The organism is Chitinophaga sancti (assembly GCF_034424315.1).
Lineage (GTDB): Bacteria > Bacteroidota > Bacteroidia > Chitinophagales > Chitinophagaceae > Chitinophaga > Chitinophaga sancti.
The window spans coordinates 6,945,178-6,967,513 of the sequence record NZ_CP139972.1 but is presented as its reverse complement, the minus strand read 5'-3'; the positions used below and the strand labels follow the sequence as shown (position 1 = coordinate 6,967,513).

Sequence of the window (22,336 nt, the reverse complement as noted above, 5' to 3'; positions counted from 1 at the left end):
ATAAAATAACTACTTACTAGATATACTGATTGATGATATTCTCCAGCCATTCCTGTCTGCCACTGGTCATCTTTGGTTCGCCGTTAGCGATTGCAAAGCTGCGCAGATCTTCCAGGCTCAGTCTTCCATCTTCGAATTCCTTTCCTTTACCGCTGTCAAATGATGCATAACGGTCTTTACGGAATTGATTGTAAGGAGACTGTTCCAGGATCTTTTCTGCCACGATCGCAGCACGGGCAAATGAATCGATGCCGCCAATGTGTGCATGGAAGATATCTTCCAGGTCAGTAGAGTTACGACGTGCTTTCGCATCGAAGTTCACACCACCACCTGCAAATCCACCTGCTGGCAAAATTACCAGCATCGCTTCGATCAGGTCATTCAGGTTCATTGGGAACTGGTCAGTATCCCAGCCATTCTGAGTATCTCCACGGTTTGCATCGATGCTACCCAGGAAACCACCATCTACCGCTACCTGCAGTTCATGCTGGAAGGTATGACCCGCCAGTGTAGCATGGTTCACTTCGATGTTCAGTTTGAAATCCTTGTCCAGGCCATAATGACGGAGAAAACCAATCACGGTTGCAGAATCGTAATCGTACTGGTGCTTGGTAGGCTCACATGGTTTAGGCTCAATGAAGAAGGTACCCTTAAAACCTTGTTTACGTGCGTAATCACGCGCTATACTCAGGAATTTTGCCAGGTGCTCCTGCTCACGTTTCATGTCAGTATTCAGCAGGGTCATATAACCTTCACGGCCACCCCAGAATACATAATTTTCACCACCCAGTGCAATAGTTGCATCCAGGGAGTTCTTTACCTGTGTACCAGCGTATGCAACAGCAGCAAAGTCAGGGTTGGTACTGGCACCGTTCATATAACGGGGATTGCTGAATACATTCGCAGTACCCCAGAGCAGTTTTACGCCACTGGCTTTTTGTTTTTCTTTTGCATACTCAACGATTGCCTGCATACGGCTTTCGTATTCTGCGATGTTCGCACCTTCATCTACCAGGTCCACATCGTGGAAGCAGTAGTAAGGAAGACCCAGTTTGGTGATGAATTCAAACGCTGCATCCATCTTCTCTTTTGCACTCTGTACAGCATCCGGAGCTGTGAGCCATGGGAATTGTTTGGTGCCCGGACCGAATGGGTCTCCACCAGTTCCGCAGAAGGTGTGCCAGTAAGACACTGCGAACTTGAATAATTCCTTCATGGTTTTACCACCGATCTTTCTGTTCTCATCGTACCATTTGTAAGCAAATGGATTGTTTGACTGAGGACCTTCATAGGCGATTTTGCCAATACCTTTGAAGTACTCTTTGTTTCCGATTGTAATGCTCATTGTCAGTGTTTTTTTTTGATCCTAACGTGTTATTTAAATGTGTGTGTGTTTTCTCTTTAATGCACCCAAAATGCATCATATCATTTTATGCAATCCTTCTACCCACTCTTCATAAATCTCTTTATAAGCCGAACCATTTTCCGGCTCTATCGTTGCCAGGCTCTCCATCCCCTTAAACGCATCCTCCACCGCGTACAAACCGGCTCCTACACCCGCCGCTCTCGCAGCCCCCTGCGCACCATCCGTATTGTACAACTCAATCACCACATCTGCCGTATTTGCAAATACCTCCCTGAATAATGGACTCAGGAACATATTCGCATGCCCGGCTCTCACGCGTTTAATATTCAATCCCATATCCTGCATAATATCCATCCCGTATTTCAGCGCAAATACAATCCCTTCCTGTGCAGCACGCAGCATATGCTCTCTGCCATGAATATTGAAATTGAGCCCCTTCATGGATGCGCCCACTTCTTTATTCGCCAGTATACGCTCCGCACCGTTTCCAAACGGATAGATCTTCAATCCGCGGGATCCAACAGGAGCTACAGCTGCCAGTGCATTCATCTCTTCGTAAGATGGCTTGCCTACCAGGTTGCGCATCCAGCTGTTCAGAATACCTGTACCGTTCAAACACATCAAAACTCCATTACGATGTGCTGCTGCTGTATCATTCACATGTACGAAAGTATTGACCCGGCTTTGTTCATCAAATGCGATATGATCATGCACCGCATATACCACACCCGAAGTGCCGGCGGTAGTTGCCGCTTCACCAGGCTGTAATACATTCAGCGAAAAAGCATTGTTAGGCTGGTCACCCGCACGGTAAGTAACCGGTGTTCCCGCTGCTAAGCCCAGCAAAGCCGCTGCCTGCGCAGTCACCTTACCCTGTAACCCAAACGTAGGTACGACGTTGGATAGCAGCTTTTCACTGATACCATAATGTTTCAGCAACACTGGCGACACCTGGTGCATACTGAAATCCCAGAAGATCCCTTCAGACAAACCGGAGATAGTCGTCGCCGCATCACCCGTCAGGCGCATCGCAATGAAATCGCCAGGGAGCATCACTTTGTCAATGCGCTCATAGAGGGCAGGTTCATGCTCCTGTACCCAACGTAGTTTAGAAGCGGTAAAATTTCCGGGAGAGTTCAGGAGATATTGCAGGCACCAGTTAGGACTTAGCTTTTCAAAAGCTGCATTTCCTATTTCGACAGCCCTGCTGTCACACCAGATAATTGCAGGACGCAATACCTGCTGATCCTTATCCACACATACCAGGCCATGCATCTGATAGGCAATACCTATTCCTGCCACGGCCGATCCTTCAAAGGGGTGGATTTGTTGTAACTTCTTTGTTGCATTCTGAACTTCCCGCCACCACATCTCAGGATCCTGTTCTGCCCATCCCGCCACCGGCGCGTGCATAGGCATTTCCTGGGCCGGGCTGATCGCCGTAGCCACACATTTTCCTGTATTAGTGTCCAGCAGGGCCGCCTTCACTGAAGACGATCCGATATCATAACCAATCGTATACCTCATAACGCTTGCAGGTTTATAAAAATAAAAAGCTGGCCGTTTAGCCAGCTTTTCAAAAATCTCTACCAGAATATGGTATATAATGCAACCAGTATACCGCAGATCAAAATCGCAGTGATAGCGAATGGCATGGAGGTTTTGAACATAGAAGCATCCACTTCCAGGCCCTTAGACTCATCGACCATCTCTGCACCAGCCACTTTCAATTTGGCAGGAGCTACCATTGAAATCAGGATCATACCAATCACACATACCACGAATACAATACCCATACGATCCAGGAACGGAATTTCATAGATACCGTTAGCTGCAGGTACGGAGAATCCAATGCTGTTCAAACCGGAAAGATCCGCCCAACCCGGCAGGAACTTCAGGATGAGAGATAACGTAAAACCTCCAATCATCGCAAACAGCGCTGCACCTGAAGTTGTACGTTTCCAGAAGAATCCAAGCAGGAACATCGCAAAAATACCTGGAGATACGAAACCAGTGTACTCCTGTATAAACTGGAAGCCACCTTTCTTATCAATACCCAGGAACGGAGAGATGATAATAGCCAGGATCATCGCAACGACTACCGCGATTTTACCTGTGCGTACTATGTGCTTTTCATCTGCTTTTCTAGCAAAGTGTTCTTTATAGATGTCCAGTGTAAAAATTGTTGAAATACTGTTTGCCTTTCCAGCCAGGGAAGCAACTACTGCAGCAGTCAGCGCAGCAAAAGCCAGCCCCTTCATACCAATTGGCAACAGGTTCATTAACACCGGGTAAGCATTGTCAGGATTAAGTTCACCACCCTTCACCATTTCTGCCTGGAACAAACCGCGGCTATGTAATACATAGGCAGCAATACCAGGAATCACCACGATCAGCGGCATCAGGAGTTTAAGGAAACCCGCGAACAACAAGCCGGAACGCGCTGTTTTCAGATCAGCACCCAGCGCACGCTGTGTAATATATTGGTTACAACCCCAATAATTTAAGTTTACAATCCACATACCTCCCACCAGGATAGACAATCCAGGCAGATCCAGGTAATGAGGATCCTTTTTGTCCAGGATCATATGGAAATGATCACCGGCATGTTCTGTCATCAAATGGAAACCATTCAATACACCACTTGTACCAAAATGCTCTGATACCAGGTTCAGGGCCAGGTAAGTAGTAGCCAGGCCTCCCAGGATCAGGAAGAATACCTGGATAACGTCTGTATATCCTATCACCTTCATACCACCCAGGGTGATAAACACCGCAAATACGGCCAGCAATATCATACAAACATTAAAATCAATCCCTGAAATGGTGTTGATAGCCAAAGCCCCCAGGTAAAGGATGGAAGTCAGGTTCACCACTACATAGAGCAGCAACCAGAATACCGCCATAATGGTACTCACCGTTTGATTATACCTGCGCAGCAGGAACTGCGGCATCGTATAAATCTTGTTCTTCAGATAAATAGGAAGGAAAAATACGGCGACGATAATGAGGGTCGCAGCAGCCATCCATTCATAAGTGGAAATTGCCAGACCTATATTAAAACCGGAACCGGCCATGCCAATAAACTGCTCCGCGGAAATGTTGGATGCTATCAGAGATGCACCAATGGCCCACCATGTAAGGGAACCTTCTGCCAGGAAAAAGTCTTTGGAGTCTGTAGTTTTTCGTTTCTTTTTCTGGTAGATGTAAATACCGTAACCCGCGACGATCGCGAAATACACCAAAAAGACGACATAATCGAGGAATTGTAAACTCTTTTGCATAAAATCAACGTGGTAAAATTTATTGTTTGGTCAATATAGTAACATTTTTAATAAACGTAAAATTTACATTTAAAAATTATTCCAGTGGAGGGGATTAATCGTGATCATTCTTTAATAGAATATCGGCCAGTTGTGCCCCAATAGCCGTTCCAATGGCGACACCCATGCCGCCCATTCTTACGCCCAGCGCGATTCGGGCTGAATGACGGCGGATAACCGGCTGCCGGTTCTGGCCAAAAGCCATGATGCCCGTCCAGCGGTCAGCAATATTAAACGAAAAACCCGGCAAAATAATATGACGTAGCCGGTTTTCAAGTTCCTTGTGAATATTTGGATTCAATTCGAAATTTGTGGTGGCCTCTCCCTTAAAGTCCATATTACGCCCTCCACCAAAGAGTACACGCCCCTCCAGTTCACGGAAATAATAGTAACCTTCATCCATATGGTAGATACCTTTAAATGGCAGCTCAGGTATAGGGTCGGTTATCAGTACCTGGCCTCTGCCAGGTTGTAAATCAAGGTCAGGAATCAGTTTTTTTGTAAATGCATTGGTACAGATGCCCAGTTGCCGGGCTTCAAATGCATACTCACCTACACTTACGCGGATTGAGTTATCATTCTCTATAAAATGGCCGATCTCACACCCGGTCTTAATTTCCACTCCATAATACAATGCAAGATCTATTAATCGCCTCATCATCTTCCCGGTATGCAATTCCCCCTCAAAATTATTCCTGATCAGTGCTTTTACATACCTGTCATTAAAACCAAACTCGTTTTTCGCAAGTGAGAACGCTTTCCCTCCCAGCAATCCCCTCATCAACTCATTCATACCATCGATTTCTGACAAGGCATACAACTCCTGCTCCCCTATCAGCTCATAACTCCCATTCTCCCTGTAATCAATATGCTGATCTCCCAACCTATGCCGCAAGGCCTGCAACCCTTTCCAACGTAAAGCCACCAACGCCAGCACCTCTTCTGCCGACATCACTTTTAGATCCGCCAGCAATTCCGTCAAACTTCCTATACAGGCAAAACCTGCATTCTTCGTACTCGCCCCCGTAGGCAACACGCCCTTCTCCAACACCAGTACACGGGCATCCGGTTGCGCCTCGCGCAAACTGATAGCTGTGGATAAACCCACGATACCACTGCCGGCTATGATGTAATCGTATTGAAGAAGAGCCTGTTTTTCCCAGTAGCTAAGCATATAATTATTTGTTAGATCACCAGCACTACCTTGCCACTTACGTGACCCGTTTCTACCGCCTCATGTGCTTTCGCCACATCTTCCAGCGGGAATGTCTGATCCACCTTTATTTTCAGATCACCTGATGCCAGCAGCGCGGCCACCTGCCCCATTCTTTCTCCTGATGGACTTACCACCATCCATTTCACCCGCACATTCTTAGCAGCGGCTTTTGCCAGGATTGCCGGATCATCTTTATACATAGAAGGCAGACATATTACCACCCCGCCGGGTTTCAACACATCGATAGAACGAAGGGTGTTGTCACCACCTATTCCATCCAGGACCACATCTATATCATTTACAGCAGTAGTAAAATCCTGTGTACGATAGTCCAGTGCCTGGTCCACCCCCAGTTCATGCAGCAAAGCGTGGTTCTGCTGCGAAGCAGTGCCCACTACATAAGCCCCTTTCCACTTAGCCAGTTGCACCGCAATATGACCTACGCCACCCGCAGCTGCATGGATCAGTATTTTCTGACCTGCACCCAGTTCTCCCTGGTCAAACAAGGCCTCCCAGGCAGTTAATGCTGCCAGGGGTGTAGCAGCAGCTACCTCATCGCTCACCGCAGCTGGTATCAGGGCAAATTCATCCTCCCGTACAATTGCATATTCTGCATACGCATTCCCGGCATGTGGAAAATTGCTCATGCCAAACACTCGTTCATTCCTGTTAAAACGGCTTACGCCTTCTCCAAGACTTACTACTTCGCCGGCTATATCCCATCCCAGGATAGCAGGGAGTTCCAGTTCCCTGGCAGGGAGACCTTTTCCTGTACGGGTTTTATAATCAACAGGGTTAATACCTGCAGCACGTACTTTTATGAGTAATTGACCTGTAGCCGGCAGAGGTACCGGTATTTTTTCGATAGTCAGGTTACTGGCGGGTCCAAATTCCCGCAGAAGGGCTGCGCGCATGAGATTGCTCATCTTCCGGAATTATTTATCTAAATGTAATTAAAAGGGGCAAAATAAAGCCTCCTGCGTTATGCAGGAGGTTAATTTCTTGTTACCAGTGAGCGCACCTACATCATTTTACAAAAAACATCCGCCGCCAAATGTTGATACCTGGAGCATCAACATTTGGCGGCGGGAGAATGGCCGGCGGCCGGCTTAGCATTCAATTAAGTTTGACTACACCAAATACCCAAACAAGTTATCATCTTCATTCAGTGCAGTATAATGGATCCCATACTTCTTAAAGTTAGCCACCAGGATATCATAATCCTCTTTCCTTTTCAGTTCCACACCAATCAATGCAGGACCTGTTTCCTTATTATGCTTCTGGATAAATTCAAACCTGGTAATATCATCATCAGGACCCAGCACATGGTTCACAAATTCTTTCAGTGCACCAGGGCGCTGTACAAAACGGATGATGAAATAATGCTTGAGACCTTCGAACAGTAAAGACCTTTCCTTGATCTCCTGCATACGGTCAATATCATTGTTACCACCACTCACCACACACACTACTTTCTTACCTTCGATCTCTTTCGCAAAATCATCCAGTGCTGCAATAGACAGTGCTCCCGCAGGCTCCACTACAATCGCATCTTCATTGTACAATTTCAGGATGGTCGTACAGACCTTACCTTCTGCTACGGTATGCATTTTGTCCAGCACATCCTTACAGATCTCGAAATTCAGTGCCCCTACTCTTTTCACAGCCGCACCATCTACAAAGCGCTCAATTTCATCCAGTGTTACAGGTTCCCCTTTTTTCAGTGCAGCAGTCATAGACGCAGCACCCGATGGTTCTACCCCAATCACCTTGGTATGTGGGCTGTATGTTTTAAAATAGGTACCGGTACCGGCAGCTAAGCCACCACCACCGATAGGCACAAAGATGTAATCAACCTGAGACAGATCTTCCAGCACCTCTACGGCAACTGTTCCCTGGCCTTCTATGATCTTTGGATCGTCAAAAGGAGCGACGAACGTCATGCCATGCGCCTTTGTATAAGCCTGTGCCTCGGTGGCACAATCATCAAATGTATCTCCCACCAGCCTGATCTCAATATTATCTCCGCCAAACATATTTACCTGGTTCACCTTCTGCTTGGGGGTAATAATCGGCATGAAAATTACACCTTTAATATCCAGCTGACGACATGCATATGCAACGCCCTGGGCATGATTGCCGGCACTCGCACAGGTTACACCTTTGCCCAGCAGCTCTTTATCCAGGCTACTGATCTTGTTGTAAGCCCCGCGTAGTTTATACGAGCGTACAATCTGCATGTCTTCTCTTTTCAAGTAAATATCAGCATTGTACCTGCGTGACAATGTTTGACTATAGGTCAGGGGTGTTCTGTTCACCACTGGTTTCAACTTCACCGCTGCATCGAGAATATTGAGCGGATTAACACTTGTTAATACCTGAGACATGTGATTGAGATAAGAATTAGGGCTGACCTGTATGGTCAGCCCTAATGAATTGATTATAGTTTATTAGATACTCTCTTCCTGATGGGAACCTGGCTGCCCGTGAGTATAATCCACTTCCGCCAGATCATCTGCCTCCTGTTCGGACAAATCTTTCAGATGGTCGTGGAAGCGACGACTCCATTTCACGATCGCTACGCGACCGCTTTTGGTATACTCTATCAATCCATAAGGTGCCAATTCCGCCTGCAGCGCTATCAGCTCCTCCTGGTGACCAGTTTTCTCCAATACAAAGTATTCGTCTGTAATTGTCAGAATTCTTGCTGCATTTTCACGGATCAGCTTTTCAATACTGCCGTTCTTCAATGCTTTTGTCGATATCTTGTACAGTGCCAGTTCCTGGTACACCACTTCGTCCTCTTCGTGTACAAACGCACGATGAATTTCCACCAGGCGCTCAATCTGACCTATTACCTTATCCAGCAGTGATCTTTCCGCCAGTACAGTGATGATAAACTTATAAACACCTTCAATCTCCGTCGGTGCGGTAGTGAGGCTGGTGATATTGATACGACGGCGTGTAAAGATAACAGTGATACGGTTCGTGATACCGATCCTGTCTTCTGTATATACCGTTATTGTATATTCTTTTTGCATATTAATTCTTCGTTGTTAAAAAGGTTTACTACTCGAGCCTGATATTTGCAATTGGCGCACCGGCTGGTATCATCGGGAATACGTTGTCTTCCTTCTCTACGATTACCTCCAACAGGTAAGCGCCATCATGGCTGATCATTTCATCAATCGCTGCCACAATATCCGCACGGTCAGTTACCTTCTTGCCCGGAATGTAAAACCCTTTAGCGATCTGCACGAAGTCAGGGTTCGTCATTTCGGTAGAAGAATAACGCTTGTCATGGAACAATTGCTGCCACTGACGCACCATACCCAGGAAGTTATTGTTCAGGATCACGATCTTCACACCAATCTGTGACTGGTAAATCGTACCTAATTCCTGTAAGGTCATCTGGAAACAACCATCCCCGATCACAGCTACCACCTCTTTCTCCGGCGTACCCATCTTGGCACCCATTGCTGCTGGCAGTGCAAAGCCCATGGTACCCATACCACCACTGGTGATATTGGTATTCGGATCCTTGAAGCGATAGTAACGGGAAGCAATCATCTGGTGCTGACCTACGTCTGTAACCAGTACTGCTTTACCTTCGGTACGCTCAGAAATGAGGCGTACTACTTCCGCCATTTTCAACTGGCCTTCGGTTGGATACAGTTCACCGCGGTTTACTTTCACTTCTTCCTGCTTATCAGCCTCTCTGAAACCAGCAATCCACTCGTCGTGTTTTGCTTCTTTCACCAGTGGCAACAGGGCCTGCAGCGCAGTTTTAGCATCCGCATGTATACCTACTTCTGCAGTGATGATCTTGTTGATCTCAGCAGCATCGATTTCGATGTGGATAACCTTCGCTTGTTTTACATATTTAGTCACATCACCGGTTACACGGTCGTCAAAGCGCATACCTACAGCAATGACAACATCACATTCATCGGTCTTGATGTTAGGTGCATAGTTGCCATGCATACCCAGGAAGCCTACATAATTAGGATGATCTACCGGAACAGCAGAAAGACCTAAAAGTGTAGAAGCGATAGGAATACCTGCTTTTTCTGCCAGGGCTATCAGCTCTTTTTCAGCGCCAGCCAGCAGTACCCCATGTCCACAAAGGATATAAGGTCTCTTAGCTTCGTTGACCAGGGCAGCTGCATATTTCACCGCTTCGTTGTTCAGCTTTGGAACAGGGTGATAACTGCGGATATATTCACATTTGCTATATTCAAAATCGAACTTAGCTACCTGTGCATTCTTGGTAATATCTACCAGTACCGGGCCCGGACGACCGCTGGCTGCAATGTAAAATGCTTTTGCAATAGCCCCCGGAATATCTTCCGCACGGGTTACCTGGATATTCCATTTAGTAATAGGAATGGTAATCCCGATCACGTCAGTTTCCTGGAAAGCATCGGTACCCAACAGGTGAGCAGCCACCTGGCCAGTGATACATACCATTGGAGTAGAATCCATATAAGCATCTGCCAGGCCGGTTACCAGGTTGGTAGCACCCGGACCTGAAGTGGCAAATACCACCCCTGTTTTACCGGAGGTACGGGCATAGCCCTGCGCAGCATGGGTAGCGCCCTGTTCGTGGCGTACTAATATGTGATGAACCTCATCCTGAAAATCGTAAAGGGCATCATAAATTGGCATAATGGCCCCACCTGGATAGCCGAAAATGGTTTTCACATCTTCTGCAATCAGTGAGCGGATTACGGCTTCGGAACCTGTAATATGTAGTTTTTCCGCAGTAGCCACTGCTGGCTGTTTAGCCGGCTCAGGCTTCATCGGTAACACATCCTTCTGTTGCATTTGAAACGAGTTTTGCGTATTTATATAATACTCCACTATTTACCTTCAGGGCAGGTTTTACCCATTTGGCGCGGCGTGCAGCGATTTCTTCCTCGCTTACTTCCAGCTTAATGGTGTTATGTTTTGCGTCAATTTCTATAATATCATTGTCTTCAACCAGGCCGATCAAACCACCTTCTACCGCTTCAGGGGTGATGTGACCTACCACGAAACCGTGGGTACCACCAGAGAAACGGCCATCAGTGATCAGTGCCACGCTCTTACCCAGACCCACACCCATGATGGCGGAGGTTGGTTTCAGCATCTCAGGCATACCCGGTGCACCTTTCGGACCTACGTTGCGGATCACCACTACATCACCGCTCTTTACACGGCCACTGGTGATGCCAGCAATCAGTTCATATTCTCCGTCAAAGGTCCTTGCAGGACCACGGAAGAATTCACCTTCCTTACCAGTGATCTTTGCCACAGAACCCAGTTCGGCCAGGTTACCATACAGGATCTGGATGTGACCTGATGCTTTCAGTGGCTTCTCTACCGGAACGATGATGTCCTGGCTTTCGAAATCCAGATCCGGCACACTTTCCAGGTTTTCTGCAATCGTTTTGCCGGTCACGGTCATACAATCACCATGGAGCAAGCCCGCTTTCAGCAGGTATTTCATTACCAATGGAACACCCCCAATCTTGTGCAGGTCTTCCATCAGGTATTTACCACTTGGTTTCAGGTCGGCAATCAGCGGCGTGCTGTCGCTGATACGCTGAAAATCATCAATGGTAAACTTCACGCCTACTGATTTTGCAATGGCGATCATGTGCAGCACAGCATTGGTGCTACCACCCATGGCCATAATTACGACAGCAGCATTTTCAAAAGCCTGGAGGGTCATAATGTCTCTTGGCTTAATATCTTTTTCGAGCAACAGGCGGATATATTTACCTGCTGTTCTACATTCTTCTCTTTTTGCTTCGCTCTGGGCAGGAGTAGAAGAACTATATGGAAGGCTCATACCCATGGCTTCGATAGCGGAGCTCATCGTATTAGCGGTATACATACCACCGCAGGCACCAGCGCCAGGGCAGGAATTCATAATGATACCTTTATAATCCACATCGTCCAGGTTACCCGCCATTTTCTGGCCAAGTGCCTCAAAAGCGGAGATGATGTTCAGGTCCTTTCCTTTATAATGACCAGGAGAGGTAGAACCACCATAAACCATGATAGCAGGGCGGTTTAAGCGACCCATTGCCATCAGGGAGCCTGGCATATTTTTATCACAGCCAGGTACAGTGATGAGGCCATCATAATATTGGCCACCCACAACAGTTTCGATGGAATCAGCAATCACGTCACGGCTGACAAGCGAATAGCGCATACCTGGAGTACCATTGGTCATACCATCGCTGACGCCTATGGTATGGAAGGTTAATCCGACCAGATCATTCGCCCAGACCCCTTTCTTGACCTCTTGTGCCAGTTCATTCAGGTGCATATTACAGGTGTTGCCATCATATCCCATGCTGGCAATGCCCACCTGCGCTTTCTTCAGGTCCTCATCTGTTAAGCCAATACCATACAACTGTGCCTGGGTGGCAGGCTGTGTAGGGTCCTGAGTGAGCGTTTTGCTGTACTTGTTCAATTCCATCTTTCAGTAAAAGTTTGCCTGGGTTCCGGAGCTGTTCATTCCACCGGTTCCCAAATGTTGAATATCATATTAAGCAGGTTACAAAGAAGCGGCTATAAACGCCAAGTTCCAAACCGACATTTTGGGGTCCAGCCGGATTTCAAGAAGGTCCTATTTCGTTTCAAACCCGCTATGGTATTGAATAACGTGAACTCAAAAATCCAAAATCCAAGATTAAAAAATTCTTTTAATACGAGTGCGGTATCCCTTTAAAATGGGAGTGGTCTGACGGCTGGCCGCCGTCGGACCACTCACCTATTGAATATCAAAGCGAAGCAGTGTCCATTGGTATACCAGGCAATAGTGCAATCCCGGTACGTTCTTATTTCTAAATTATATACAAATACAACCTTATCTCCAGAAAGATCCTGAAAATGATACAGTTATATATTTCTGAACACCTTTATCCCTTACGCTACCTTCACTGAAGAACGATCAAATTCCTTCTCCAGTACTCTTGCCTTATAAGCCTGTTGCAGCAATTTACCCAGAGATGTAGCCCATGGTTTAGCAAAGGTCTGGCCATCCAGAGACTCAATACCGATCACCTCAGCAGCTGTACCGCAGAAGAATGCGCAATCAGCAGTTTTCAGCTCCTCAGTAGTGAACAGTCTTTGTTCTAATGGAATATTCAGCTCCTGGCACAGTTCAATCACTGTAGCACGGGTAATACCAGGCAGAATAGCACCCGGAGGTGGGGTTACGATCTTACCATCTTTTTCGAAGAAGATATTAGCGCCCGGACCTTCAGCTACATAGCCTTCCAGATCCAGCAGCAGCGCCTCGTCATAGCCCAGTGACTTAGCTTCCTGAGAAGCCAGGATGGAGTTGATGTACAAACCAGCTGATTTGGATTCGATCTTAAATGCCTTCGGATTTGGACGCTGATAAGAAGAGGTCATCACCTTCAGCAGCTTTTCACCCAGGTAAGCACCCCATTCCCATGCGCAGATCATCACGTTCATTTCGGATGCAGCTTTCAGGGTCATGTTTGGCGGGCAATAAGCGAGCGGACGAATGTAAGCTTCCTCCATGTTGTTCAGCTCCAGCACCTTGTAACAAGCGGCGATCAACTCCTCGTTGGAATAGTTGTAAGGCATGTGAATTAACTCACACGAGCGACGGAAACGATCGAAGTGCTCCTCTGCCTTGAAGATCTTTACTTCTCCTGCAGCAGTTTTATAAGCTCTGATACCTTCGAATACGGCGTATCCATAATGTAATGACTGACCATACAGGTCGATTTTGGCCTCACTGGCTTTAACATACTCCCCGTCAACGTAAATGATGGTGTTCTCGTTGTAATAGCTATACATATAATTCAGATATTAGAAATCTAGTGAATAACAGGCGCAAAAAAAAGCCTCCCTCGGGTGGAGGAAGGCTGTATATTTTGATTTGGTTGTACACAATTACCTATCCTCCATATTGGTGGCTAATAATGACAACGACGATCACGATGAGCGTAATAGCCCAGTTGAGCTGAGCTACGATGTGATTGATCTTGTTATTGTCTTTATTTACCCACATGGGAGGATTGCTTTGTTGTTTAACTGTACAAAAATATCGGTGATTGAAATAAAAAACAATACAATCAAAAAATTTAGTGATTTCGCAAACAAATCTTCCCTTTTTGAAAATATTGAAATTTAAGCCCTTTTCTTTATACTTTTTTTATAAAACCAGCAGAATTATTGTATAACGACTTACGTTAATACACACCCCTGGTTGTTTATTTCCATAAGCTGGTAGGATATTCTCCTGACTCCACGAGTGCTGACAAACTTGCCTGAACGCCTGGAGCATCTTCCTTGTAAGTAACACCGAACCACTGTGCAGCGGTAGGCAGTACATTTACGACACCCAGTTTCTTCCGGATAAAGTTGTCCACCACAATTGGAATGAAGAACTCAGACTTAGGCTTATCCCCGTCTTTCTCCAGGAATTCCTTAAACAGTTCCTGGCTCATATCGAATACATTCTGGTGGAAACCCCAGAAGTTCATGGATACCGGTGTTTCAGGCGCCAGTTCGTGCTTGCTGCCATCAGCATTCTCATACACGATCCTGTCACCATCTTTATATACCTTGGTACGCTCGTTGATCTCAGCCAGGTTACCATTACCATCGGCAGCGCATACCCCACGGGATACGGAACCATGCTCAGAAATGGTCTTGCTCAGCTGATAACCCACTACACTGTATACATCGGGTTTGCAGGAATTTTCCAGGAACTTCGCCATTTTCGCGAACGAATCTTTGCCATAAAAGTCATCCGCGTTGATCACTGCAAATGGTTCGCTGATTGCATTTTTAGCACACAACACTGCATGTGCAGTACCCCACGGCTTAGTACGATCCGCTGGTACAGGATACCCACCCAGGAAAGCGTCCATCTCCTGATATACATAATCAGTTTCTACGCGTCCTTTCAGTTTCGGTTCAAAAATCTCCCTGAATTCCGCTTCAAAATCCTTGCGGATAATAAACACAATCTTACCGAAACCTGCTCTGATCGCGTCGTAGATAGAGTAGTCGATAATAGTCTCACCGCTAGGGCCAAACTGCTGTATTTGTTTTAAACTACCATAACGGCTCGCCATACCGGCTGCCAGAATCAACAAAGTGGGTTTCATCTTTACTAGATTGTTTTTAATAATTTTTTATGTGTATTGGCGAAATTCCAGGGACTAAATTTACTGATTAAAACTATTTTCACGTTTTCTTTTTCAATAAAGTATGTGTCTTAACTTTCGTAGCTCTAGCCATTAGAGTTACCTGTAATATAAGCCCGTAGGTGATAAAGGAACAGCAAACTTTATACCAACCCGGGCTATTACATTTTTATTATCAATTTTAATTCGCCGGCGGAACGACTCTTCATGCAGGCTGCTATTGCATTTGCGCCGTGTGTCTATGCCTTTGCACTACAACATTTCCACCCACAAACGTCTCTCAAAAGATGCAATGGCTCGTCGATGCGAAGCCCGGGATCCTTATTTACCAGGGTATATATTCCTTAAATGGGGATTGACGAATCCAGGTCTATTCCTTAATAAAGTAATAGCATACCAGGATGATATGCACAGCTGAAAGGCTTTACTGCCATCGCCTATGATCCAGGAGAACCAGGTGCTCCTTAGGCCTTAACCAGCACCTAACATCATGATGGGGTAACAGCAAAATAAGCATGCCGGATGCGGTGAACAGTACACCTGCCAAAGGAAATGTACTCATGACCTGCGATACCACCCTGCACAAAGAAGGTATTAAATATGGATTTCCTGGAGTAGTATGCCCGGTCTTGTGTATATTAACGTACCTGGAAATATCCATGATCATATAAGACCATATGAGCCCTGCAACTGAACAAGCCCGTAAAGGTATCCAGGGGCAAAGATGGGTTTCTGACTAATATTGATTAAATTATCCGGCCATCACCCTTTCTGCATTTCTTTTAAAAAGAGAAGCTCAATACAAGTCCTTCTTGCTTTAAAAGAGATCCGGAATGTAAACATAACATTGTATGAAAAAACTAATCCTGTCAACTCTATCAGCCCTGCTGTGCCTCTATGGCACCGCTCAGAAGAAAACAGCTGACATCATGATCATCCCGGAACCAAAGTCACTGCAAAGTGTGCCGGGTAGTTTTGTGCTGAATGAAAATGCCCTCATTCATTATGAAGGTGCTGCAGCTAAAACCACGGCCGGTTTACTCAATGCATTTCTGCAAAGCGTATATGGGTTCAGGGTAGAAACTTCAGACAAGCCTGTGCCTAAGGTAAAATCCACCGCCGTGATAGATATCAGGGAAACGGGCGGTGCACCAGAGGCATATACATTGTTTGTAAACAATGGTACCATTGCGCTGAAAGGTGATGCAGCAGGCCTCTTCTACGGCTTACAAACTTTGCAGCAATTACTGCCGGCAGAAAAAAATGCCGCCATCCATATACCTGGTGTGGAAATATCCGACGCCCCCCGCTTTGCTTATCGCGGGTTAATGCTGGATGTAGCCCGCCATTTCTATCCTCCTGATTATGTAAAAAAGTTCATCGATGTGATGGCGCAGTATAAATTTAACCGCTTCCACTGGCACCTCACAGAAGATCAGGGCTGGCGTATAGAAATCAAAAAATATCCGCAGCTCACAAAGATCTCCTCCCAGCGTAAAGAAACCGTAGTAGGCCATGCTGCCCGCAGCAATACTTATGATGGTAAACCATACGGAGGATATTATACACAAAATGAAATCAGGGATATCGTAAAATACGCTGCTGAAAGACATATCACCATCATTCCTGAAATAGAAATGCCAGGTCACTCACAGGCAGTACTGGCGGCATTTCCCAGCTTTGGTTATGGCAAACAATACGAAACAATGACCACCTTTGGGATCTCAAAAGAAGTACTGAATCCTGCCAATGATTCTGTATTTACTTTTCTCCAGGATGTACTTACTGAAGTAATGGAACTCTTCCCGGGCAGGTATATCCACATAGGCGGCGACGAGTGCCCGAAAGATCGCTGGAAAGAATCACCACAGGTACAGGCACTGATGCAGCAACTGGGGCTGAAAGATGAACATGCTTTGCAGAGTTATTTCATACAGCGTGTGGAAAAGTTTGTGAACAGCAAAGGCCGCAGCATCATTGGCTGGGATGAGATCCTGGAAGGTGGCCTGGCACCTAATGCAACCGTGATGAGCTGGCGCGGGGAAGCAGGTGGTATTGCTGCTGCAAAGGAAAAACATGATGTGATCATGTCTCCTAATACTTATCTCTACCTCGATTATTACCAAAGCCCGCAAGCTACCGAACCTGGTAGAATCGGTAATTATCTTTCACTGAATACCGTGTATAATTACGAGCCCTTACCACCTTCCCTGAATGCGGAAGAGCAACAATACATCAAAGGTGTACAGGCGAATATCTGGACAGAATATATGCCTGATCAGACTTATGTAGATTACATGGCATGGCCGCGGGCACTGGCTTTGTCAGAGATCGCCTGGTCTCCTGTTGCAAAGCGCAGCTGGAGCCGCTTCCAGAAGAAAGCACCCACTGCATTAGCAGCGATCGATAAACAAGGGGTGCACTTCAGAATACCGGAACCTGCACAATTAAAAGATACCCTGATCGCAACTGCCAGCACAAGCGTCACACTCACGCCGGGGGTAAAAGGTGCTGCCATTTATTACACCATCGATGGCAGGGGACCGGATACTAACAGTAAACAATATACGCAGCCATTCACTATCAATATTCCGGACAATGGAACAGTGGTGTTACAATATATAGAAGTGACGCCCGGCGGCCGTAAGAGTAATGTATACAGCACTACATATACCCGTAAACCATACAGGGAAGCAGTAAGTGTAAAACCTGCGAACAATGGATTACGTTTCTCTGCCGTGTATAAGAACCTACCTAAAACAGCCAAAGAACTGCCGGAAAAAGGTGATAGTTCAGGTACAGTGGCCTGGCTGGATGTACGTCCTTTCCTTGCTTCAAAGAAAGACTTTGGTATCACTTATACAGGCTATGTAAAAGTAGATGCAGATGGCATGTATACCTTCAACCTGCTCTCTGACGATGGTGCTGTATTATACATCGATGATGAAGTAGTAGCAGATAATGATGGCATACATAGTACAACAGAAAAAGTAGGCGTGATCGGGCTGAAAAAGGGCTACCACAAAATTAAAATACAATATTTCAACACCGGCGAAATTGGATGGATAAATGTATTGTTGTCAAAAGGCGGACAAGCATTAATTTTGCGCAATAGCCTGTTCAATTGATGTTTGATTATAACAATATCCGGTTACAATATATCTCTCCAACATGGCTGCCCGGTACAATACAGGCAGCCATGTTGCGTTTAGACCTTTTACATGGCGCTGTATCCGGCAATAAATGGTTCAAGCTGCAATGTAATGTTGCGGCCGCCAAAGCACAGGGCAGGGAGCATATCGTCACCTTTGGAGGCGCATATTCCAACCACCTGGCAGCCACAGCTGCGGCTTGCCAGTTATTGGGAATACGTTGTACAGCGGTAGTAAGAGGAGCTGCTGCGCCGGAATTAAGCCATACACTACAGCTGGCACAGCAGCAGGGTATGCGGCTGCATTTTGTAACGAGAGAGGCTTACAGGGATAAGGAAACTACAGACTGGACGAGCCTGTTTCCAAATGCGTATATCGTTCCTGAAGGAGGGCATAATGCAGCAGGTGCAAAGGGATGTGAAGAGATCCTGCCTCTTAAAGATTGTTCGGCTTTTACACACATTCTATGTGCGGTAGGAACCGGCACTACGCTGGCTGGATTGATTAATAGTGCGCAGCCACAGCAGCAGCTGAAAGGGTATGTGGTTTTAAAAGGGGCATCCTACCTGGAACATGAAGTGCGCAGCCTTTTGTTAAGAGATCAATCCCCACAATGGGAACTCGTTCATGAGCACCATGGCGGTGGTTATGCAAAGGTGAAACCGGAATTGATCGCCTTCATGAATCAGTTCTACGAGGAGACGCAGATCCCCCTGGATATCGTGTATACAGGCAAGCTGGTACAGGGATTTAAAAAGGACCTGGAATCTGGTGTATTCCCGCCGGGAAGCCGGGTTTTACTGATCCATTCAGGAGGATTACAGGGGAATCTTTCACTCAAACCAGGAGAATTAAGCTATTAAGGAAAAATATTTGTCAGCTTCCGCCCGGTATATTACTATATTAACGAATATTTAAAGGGGCGTTTACTATATTTGAAGCTAATTGTAGTTACAGGAATCAGGAATTTATGAAGCAGTTGTCGCGAATTTTTATCGTCACAGTATCAGCACTATTAGCATTAGTATTTTCAGTAAGGGCTCAACAAAAAAATCCACCGGTATTTCCGGCGTTTTCGGCCCTGATTCAAACAGGAAAGATCCGTCTTGAATTCATATCGGGTTTCAGAGACGTAAAATCGATCGGCGTTCAGCGCTCGCTGGATAGCGTCCTGAACTTTAATACGATTGGTTATATCAGCAATCCTGGAGAGATCAGGTGTGCATACGATGATGGGAAGCCATTACCCGGCTCCAACTATTACCGTATGTGTATCATCTTTAACAACGGCCGTTATTTCTTTACCAAAGTAGTTTTGGCTATACCGGACTCCACCATCAACGACAGGGAGAAACTCACTGCTGCCGATGTGAAGGCCGCTATTGCAGCTGCAAAGGCTGCTGGTGTAACAACTACCACCGCACCGCCTACGGTAGTCACGGACAAGGGGAAAGTGCCTGAAAAAGAGAAGGAAAAGGAAGCACCAAAAGAAGAGAAGATCGTATGGCATCCTTCCAATTACATTTATACCACTGCAGATGGCAATGTGAATATCAAACTGCCGGATGCACCAAATAAAAAGTATATCATTAAGTTTTTTGAACCGGATGGATCCTTCCTGTTCGACATCAGGGAAGTAAAAGAGCCTTTCCTCATCCTGGAAAAAGCTATCTTCCTCCATGCCGGCTGGTTCAATTTCGAAATACTTGAAGACGGAAAAGTACTGGAAAAGTGGAATGTGTTTATTCCGCTTAGCTATAGAAATTAAAATTAGTTTCAGCAACAAAAAGAGCTTGTATCAGGATGCTGATACAAGCTCTTTTTGTTGAAAATGGTTTTCATTACCGTTGGTGAATTCCCTCTTTCATGAATGTTCTTTTGAAAATGGTTTTCATGGCCCTGGGTGAATTCCACCATTCAGGAATGTTTTATGCGATCACCGCGTCAAAGACTTCAGCAAAATGCTTCAATAGTTTCTCCTTCACTTCTGCAAGGGGAATTTCCCTGCCCAGCTCTTCCTGCATCGCGGCCACTTTCTTATCGACTATACCACAGGGAATGATATTACTAAAGTAATTCAGGTCAGTATTCACATTCAGTGCAAAACCATGCATGGTGATCCAGCGGCTGCAGCGTACACCCATTGCACAGATCTTGCGGGCTTTTTTCGGATCTCCAGGATCCAGCCATACCCCGGTTTCTCCCGGGGAGCGATCCCCTTTGATGCCATAATCTGCCAGCGTGCGGATCACCACCTCTTCCAGTAAGCGAAGGTATTTGCCTATATCGGTGAAAAAGTGTTCAAGATCCAGGATCGGATACCCTACTACCTGCCCCGGGCCATGGTAGGTGATGTCGCCTCCCCGGTTGGTAGGCACGAAGGTAATACCCTTGTCTACCAGCTGCGCTTCGTTAAGCAGCAGGTTTTCCATATGCCCGCTCTTACCGAGGGTGTATACGGGGGGATGTTCACAAAAGAGAAAATGGTTCGTTGTTACCGCACTATCGGCAGGAAGCTCTCCCCTGCCCTTTGCCTGCTTGATCCTTACGTTCTCCTGTAGCAATTGTTCCTGGTAATCCCAGGCCGGCTGGTACGCAATCACCCCCAGGTCCTGGATATGAATAGTTCTGTTGGTCATAACTGTACAAAGTTACTGAAATGTTGCCTTTGGGTAATGAGCTGGTTTGGGGATGTAATCCAAATTGAAACCGATCTCAGCTTCGGCGAAAAAAGAGAGATATCCCGCAGATAACCCGCAGATATCCCGCCTATAAGCCGCCTTTAACCCGCCTCTTTAAGAAGGCGGGATATCTGCGGCTTATCTGCGGGAAATATAGCTGTTACCCCTAATGCCCCGATACTTTTCACCTGACCACCACCCATAAAAGCGGCCAAAATGACATACCTTTGCATAAATTTTTGAAATAAATGCACGAAGATCCGATTGAACTGGATGATGAGCTGGAAAGCGGCGAAGGCAGTGAAGAACTGTATGAGCGTGTCAATATTGTTGCCGATAAGGGACAAGAACCTCTCCGTATCGACAAATTCCTGATGAACCGGGTAGAAGGTGCTACCCGAAACAAGATTCAGCAAGCCTGTGAATCAGGCTGGGTGATCGTCAATGATAAACCGGTAAAGTCCAACTATAAAGTCAAAGCCGGCGACAAGATCGTGGTAATGACCACTAAGAATCCTGAGAATACCGACGTAATCCCGGAACAACTGGACCTGAACATCGTATTTGAGGATGAAGACATTATGATCATCAATAAGCAACCAGGGATGGTCGTACATCCGGGTTGTGGTAACTATACCGGTACCCTGGTAAACGGGCTGGCCTGGTACCTGGGTGGACAAACTACCGAGGTGATTGAACCGGAGATTCCCCGTTTTGGCCTGGTACACCGTATTGACAAGAATACAAGTGGCCTCCTCGTCATTGCCAAATCAGAAAAGGCCATGAACGACCTGGCCAAGCAATTCTTTGATCACACCGTACAAAGAAGATACATTGCCCTGGTATGGGGAGATTTTGAAGAAGATGAAGGCACCGTGGAAGCACATGTGGGTCGTCATCAACGCTTTAGAAAGATTATGGATGCCTATCCTGACGGGGAATATGGTAAAGATGCCATCACCCATTACAAGGTGCTGGAACGCTTTAACTATGTGACCCTCATCGAATGCCGCCTGGAAACAGGTCGTACCCACCAGATCAGGGTACACATGCAGCATATCGGGCACTCCCTGTTCAACGACGATACTTATGGCGGCAACCGCATCCTGAAAGGCACCGTTTTCAATAAATACAAGCAATTTGTGGATAACTGCTTTGAGCTGATGCCAAGGCATGCACTCCATGCCCAAACCTTAGGCTTTATTCACCCGCGTACCCGCAAGCCGGTACACTTTGAAAGCCCAATGCCGGAAGACTTTAAGGCGGTGTTAGAAAAGTGGAGAAGATATATCTCTGCAAGACCGCTGGAAGATTAGCTGTTTAAAAGGGCATCCCGCAATGCGGGATGCCTGAGCAGCATGGGACGCTGCTCTACTTCTCTCTCAGGAGTAAAAATAGGATAATGATATGGTA

General features: G+C 46.3%; 17 protein-coding genes. 4 read left to right on the top strand and 13 right to left on the bottom strand.

Features of this window, described 5'->3' with window-relative positions; genetic code table 11:
* Window positions 1–16: 16 nt before the first annotated feature.
* The 11 genes from xylA to U0033_RS27435 form a co-directional block, all read right to left on the bottom strand.
* The gene (xylA, locus tag U0033_RS27485) at window positions 17–1,345 is read right to left on the bottom strand and encodes a xylose isomerase (protein WP_072359924.1); all 1,329 of its coding nucleotides are present in this window, start codon (window positions 1,343–1,345) and stop codon (window positions 17–19) included.
* Between the two features lie 75 nt (window positions 1,346–1,420).
* Complete coding sequence (locus U0033_RS27480; protein ID WP_072359926.1) at window positions 1,421–2,893, bottom strand: xylulokinase; 1,473 nt, start codon at window positions 2,891–2,893, stop codon at window positions 1,421–1,423.
* A 59-nt stretch (window positions 2,894–2,952) separates the two neighbouring features.
* The gene (locus U0033_RS27475) at window positions 2,953–4,650 is read right to left on the bottom strand and encodes a sodium/sugar symporter (RefSeq protein ID WP_072359928.1); all 1,698 of its coding nucleotides are present in this window, start codon (window positions 4,648–4,650) and stop codon (window positions 2,953–2,955) included.
* 94 nt (window positions 4,651–4,744) lie between these two features.
* Entirely contained in the window at window positions 4,745–5,863 is a 1,119-nt protein-coding gene (locus tag U0033_RS27470) for an NAD(P)/FAD-dependent oxidoreductase (protein ID WP_072359930.1), read from the bottom strand.
* A gap of 11 nt (window positions 5,864–5,874) precedes the next feature.
* Window positions 5,875–6,831 (bottom strand): NADP-dependent oxidoreductase, encoded by a 957-nt coding sequence (locus tag U0033_RS27465; RefSeq protein WP_083571486.1) that lies wholly within the window; start codon window positions 6,829–6,831, stop codon window positions 5,875–5,877.
* Between the two features lie 204 nt (window positions 6,832–7,035).
* Window positions 7,036–8,292, bottom strand: a complete 1,257-nt coding sequence (ilvA, locus tag U0033_RS27460; RefSeq protein WP_072359932.1) for a threonine ammonia-lyase IlvA — start codon at window positions 8,290–8,292, stop codon at window positions 7,036–7,038.
* A gap of 63 nt (window positions 8,293–8,355) precedes the next feature.
* Window positions 8,356–8,946: an acetolactate synthase small subunit gene (gene ilvN, locus U0033_RS27455; protein ID WP_072359934.1), complete on the bottom strand. Its 591-nt coding sequence runs from the start codon at window positions 8,944–8,946 to the stop codon at window positions 8,356–8,358.
* A 28-nt stretch (window positions 8,947–8,974) separates the two neighbouring features.
* Window positions 8,975–10,732, bottom strand: a complete 1,758-nt coding sequence (gene ilvB / locus U0033_RS27450; RefSeq protein ID WP_317043295.1) for a biosynthetic-type acetolactate synthase large subunit — start codon at window positions 10,730–10,732, stop codon at window positions 8,975–8,977.
* Entirely contained in the window at window positions 10,698–12,377 is a 1,680-nt protein-coding gene (gene ilvD, locus U0033_RS27445) for a dihydroxy-acid dehydratase (RefSeq protein WP_072359936.1), read from the bottom strand. The genes ilvB and ilvD overlap by 35 nt, the downstream gene beginning before the upstream one ends.
* A 449-nt stretch (window positions 12,378–12,826) precedes the next feature.
* A complete protein-coding gene (locus tag U0033_RS27440; RefSeq protein WP_072359938.1) occupies window positions 12,827–13,732 on the bottom strand; it encodes a branched-chain amino acid transaminase in 906 nt (301 codons plus the stop codon).
* A gap of 416 nt (window positions 13,733–14,148) precedes the next feature.
* Window positions 14,149–15,051 (bottom strand): nucleotidyltransferase family protein, encoded by a 903-nt coding sequence (locus U0033_RS27435; protein WP_072359942.1) that lies wholly within the window; start codon window positions 15,049–15,051, stop codon window positions 14,149–14,151.
* Between the two features lie 890 nt (window positions 15,052–15,941).
* Between U0033_RS27435 and U0033_RS27430 the strand changes: the two genes are divergently transcribed.
* The 3 genes from U0033_RS27430 (at window position 15,942) to U0033_RS27420 (ending at window position 20,010) form a co-directional block, all read left to right on the top strand.
* Window positions 15,942–18,218, top strand: coding sequence for a family 20 glycosylhydrolase (locus tag U0033_RS27430; RefSeq protein ID WP_072359944.1), 2,277 nt, complete (start codon window positions 15,942–15,944; stop codon window positions 18,216–18,218).
* Entirely contained in the window at window positions 18,218–19,105 is an 888-nt protein-coding gene (locus tag U0033_RS27425; protein ID WP_072359945.1) for a 1-aminocyclopropane-1-carboxylate deaminase/D-cysteine desulfhydrase, read from the top strand. The genes U0033_RS27430 and U0033_RS27425 overlap by 1 nt, the downstream gene beginning before the upstream one ends.
* A 107-nt stretch (window positions 19,106–19,212) precedes the next feature.
* Window positions 19,213–20,010, top strand: a complete 798-nt coding sequence (locus U0033_RS27420; protein ID WP_072359947.1) for a hypothetical protein — start codon at window positions 19,213–19,215, stop codon at window positions 20,008–20,010.
* 160 nt (window positions 20,011–20,170) lie between these two features.
* On the opposite strand, the gene lipB is transcribed toward U0033_RS27420, so the two are convergent.
* Together lipB and U0033_RS27410 are read right to left on the bottom strand one after the other, a co-directional pair.
* Window positions 20,171–20,881: a lipoyl(octanoyl) transferase LipB gene (lipB, locus tag U0033_RS27415; protein ID WP_072359949.1), complete on the bottom strand. Its 711-nt coding sequence runs from the start codon at window positions 20,879–20,881 to the stop codon at window positions 20,171–20,173.
* A 143-nt stretch (window positions 20,882–21,024) separates the two neighbouring features.
* A complete protein-coding gene (locus tag U0033_RS27410; RefSeq protein WP_262487759.1) occupies window positions 21,025–21,156 on the bottom strand; it encodes a hypothetical protein in 132 nt (43 codons plus the stop codon).
* 15 nt (window positions 21,157–21,171) lie between these two features.
* Here U0033_RS27410 and U0033_RS27405 point away from each other — a divergent pair, with 15 nt between their 5' ends.
* Window positions 21,172–22,239, top strand: a complete 1,068-nt coding sequence (locus U0033_RS27405; protein ID WP_072359951.1) for an RluA family pseudouridine synthase — start codon at window positions 21,172–21,174, stop codon at window positions 22,237–22,239.
* Window positions 22,240–22,336: the final 97 nt, after the last annotated feature.

Excerpts from the sequence above, each read along its gene's own strand:
- xylA (WP_072359924.1), bottom strand. The coding sequence starts at position 1,345 with ATGAGCATTACAATCGGAAACAAAGAGTACTTCAAAGGTATTGGCAAA.
- U0033_RS27480 (WP_072359926.1), bottom strand. The coding sequence starts at position 2,893 with ATGAGGTATACGATTGGTTATGATATCGGATCGTCTTCAGTGAAGGCG.
- U0033_RS27475 (WP_072359928.1), bottom strand. The coding sequence starts at position 4,650 with ATGCAAAAGAGTTTACAATTCCTCGATTATGTCGTCTTTTTGGTGTAT.
- U0033_RS27470 (WP_072359930.1), bottom strand. The coding sequence starts at position 5,863 with ATGCTTAGCTACTGGGAAAAACAGGCTCTTCTTCAATACGATTACATC.
- U0033_RS27465 (WP_083571486.1), bottom strand. The coding sequence starts at position 6,831 with ATGAGCAATCTCATGCGCGCAGCCCTTCTGCGGGAATTTGGACCCGCC.
- ilvA (WP_072359932.1), bottom strand. The coding sequence starts at position 8,292 with ATGTCTCAGGTATTAACAAGTGTTAATCCGCTCAATATTCTCGATGCA.
- ilvN (WP_072359934.1), bottom strand. The coding sequence starts at position 8,946 with ATGCAAAAAGAATATACAATAACGGTATATACAGAAGACAGGATCGGT.
- ilvB (WP_317043295.1), bottom strand. The coding sequence starts at position 10,732 with ATGCAACAGAAGGATGTGTTACCGATGAAGCCTGAGCCGGCTAAACAG.
- ilvD (WP_072359936.1), bottom strand. The coding sequence starts at position 12,377 with ATGGAATTGAACAAGTACAGCAAAACGCTCACTCAGGACCCTACACAG.
- U0033_RS27440 (WP_072359938.1), bottom strand. The coding sequence starts at position 13,732 with ATGTATAGCTATTACAACGAGAACACCATCATTTACGTTGACGGGGAG.
- U0033_RS27435 (WP_072359942.1), bottom strand. The coding sequence starts at position 15,051 with ATGAAACCCACTTTGTTGATTCTGGCAGCCGGTATGGCGAGCCGTTAT.
- U0033_RS27430 (WP_072359944.1), top strand. The coding sequence starts at position 15,942 with ATGAAAAAACTAATCCTGTCAACTCTATCAGCCCTGCTGTGCCTCTAT.
- U0033_RS27425 (WP_072359945.1), top strand. The coding sequence starts at position 18,218 with ATGTTTGATTATAACAATATCCGGTTACAATATATCTCTCCAACATGG.
- U0033_RS27420 (WP_072359947.1), top strand. The coding sequence starts at position 19,213 with ATGAAGCAGTTGTCGCGAATTTTTATCGTCACAGTATCAGCACTATTA.
- lipB (WP_072359949.1), bottom strand. The coding sequence starts at position 20,881 with ATGACCAACAGAACTATTCATATCCAGGACCTGGGGGTGATTGCGTAC.
- U0033_RS27410 (WP_262487759.1), bottom strand. The coding sequence starts at position 21,156 with ATGCAAAGGTATGTCATTTTGGCCGCTTTTATGGGTGGTGGTCAGGTG.
- U0033_RS27405 (WP_072359951.1), top strand. The coding sequence starts at position 21,172 with ATGCACGAAGATCCGATTGAACTGGATGATGAGCTGGAAAGCGGCGAA.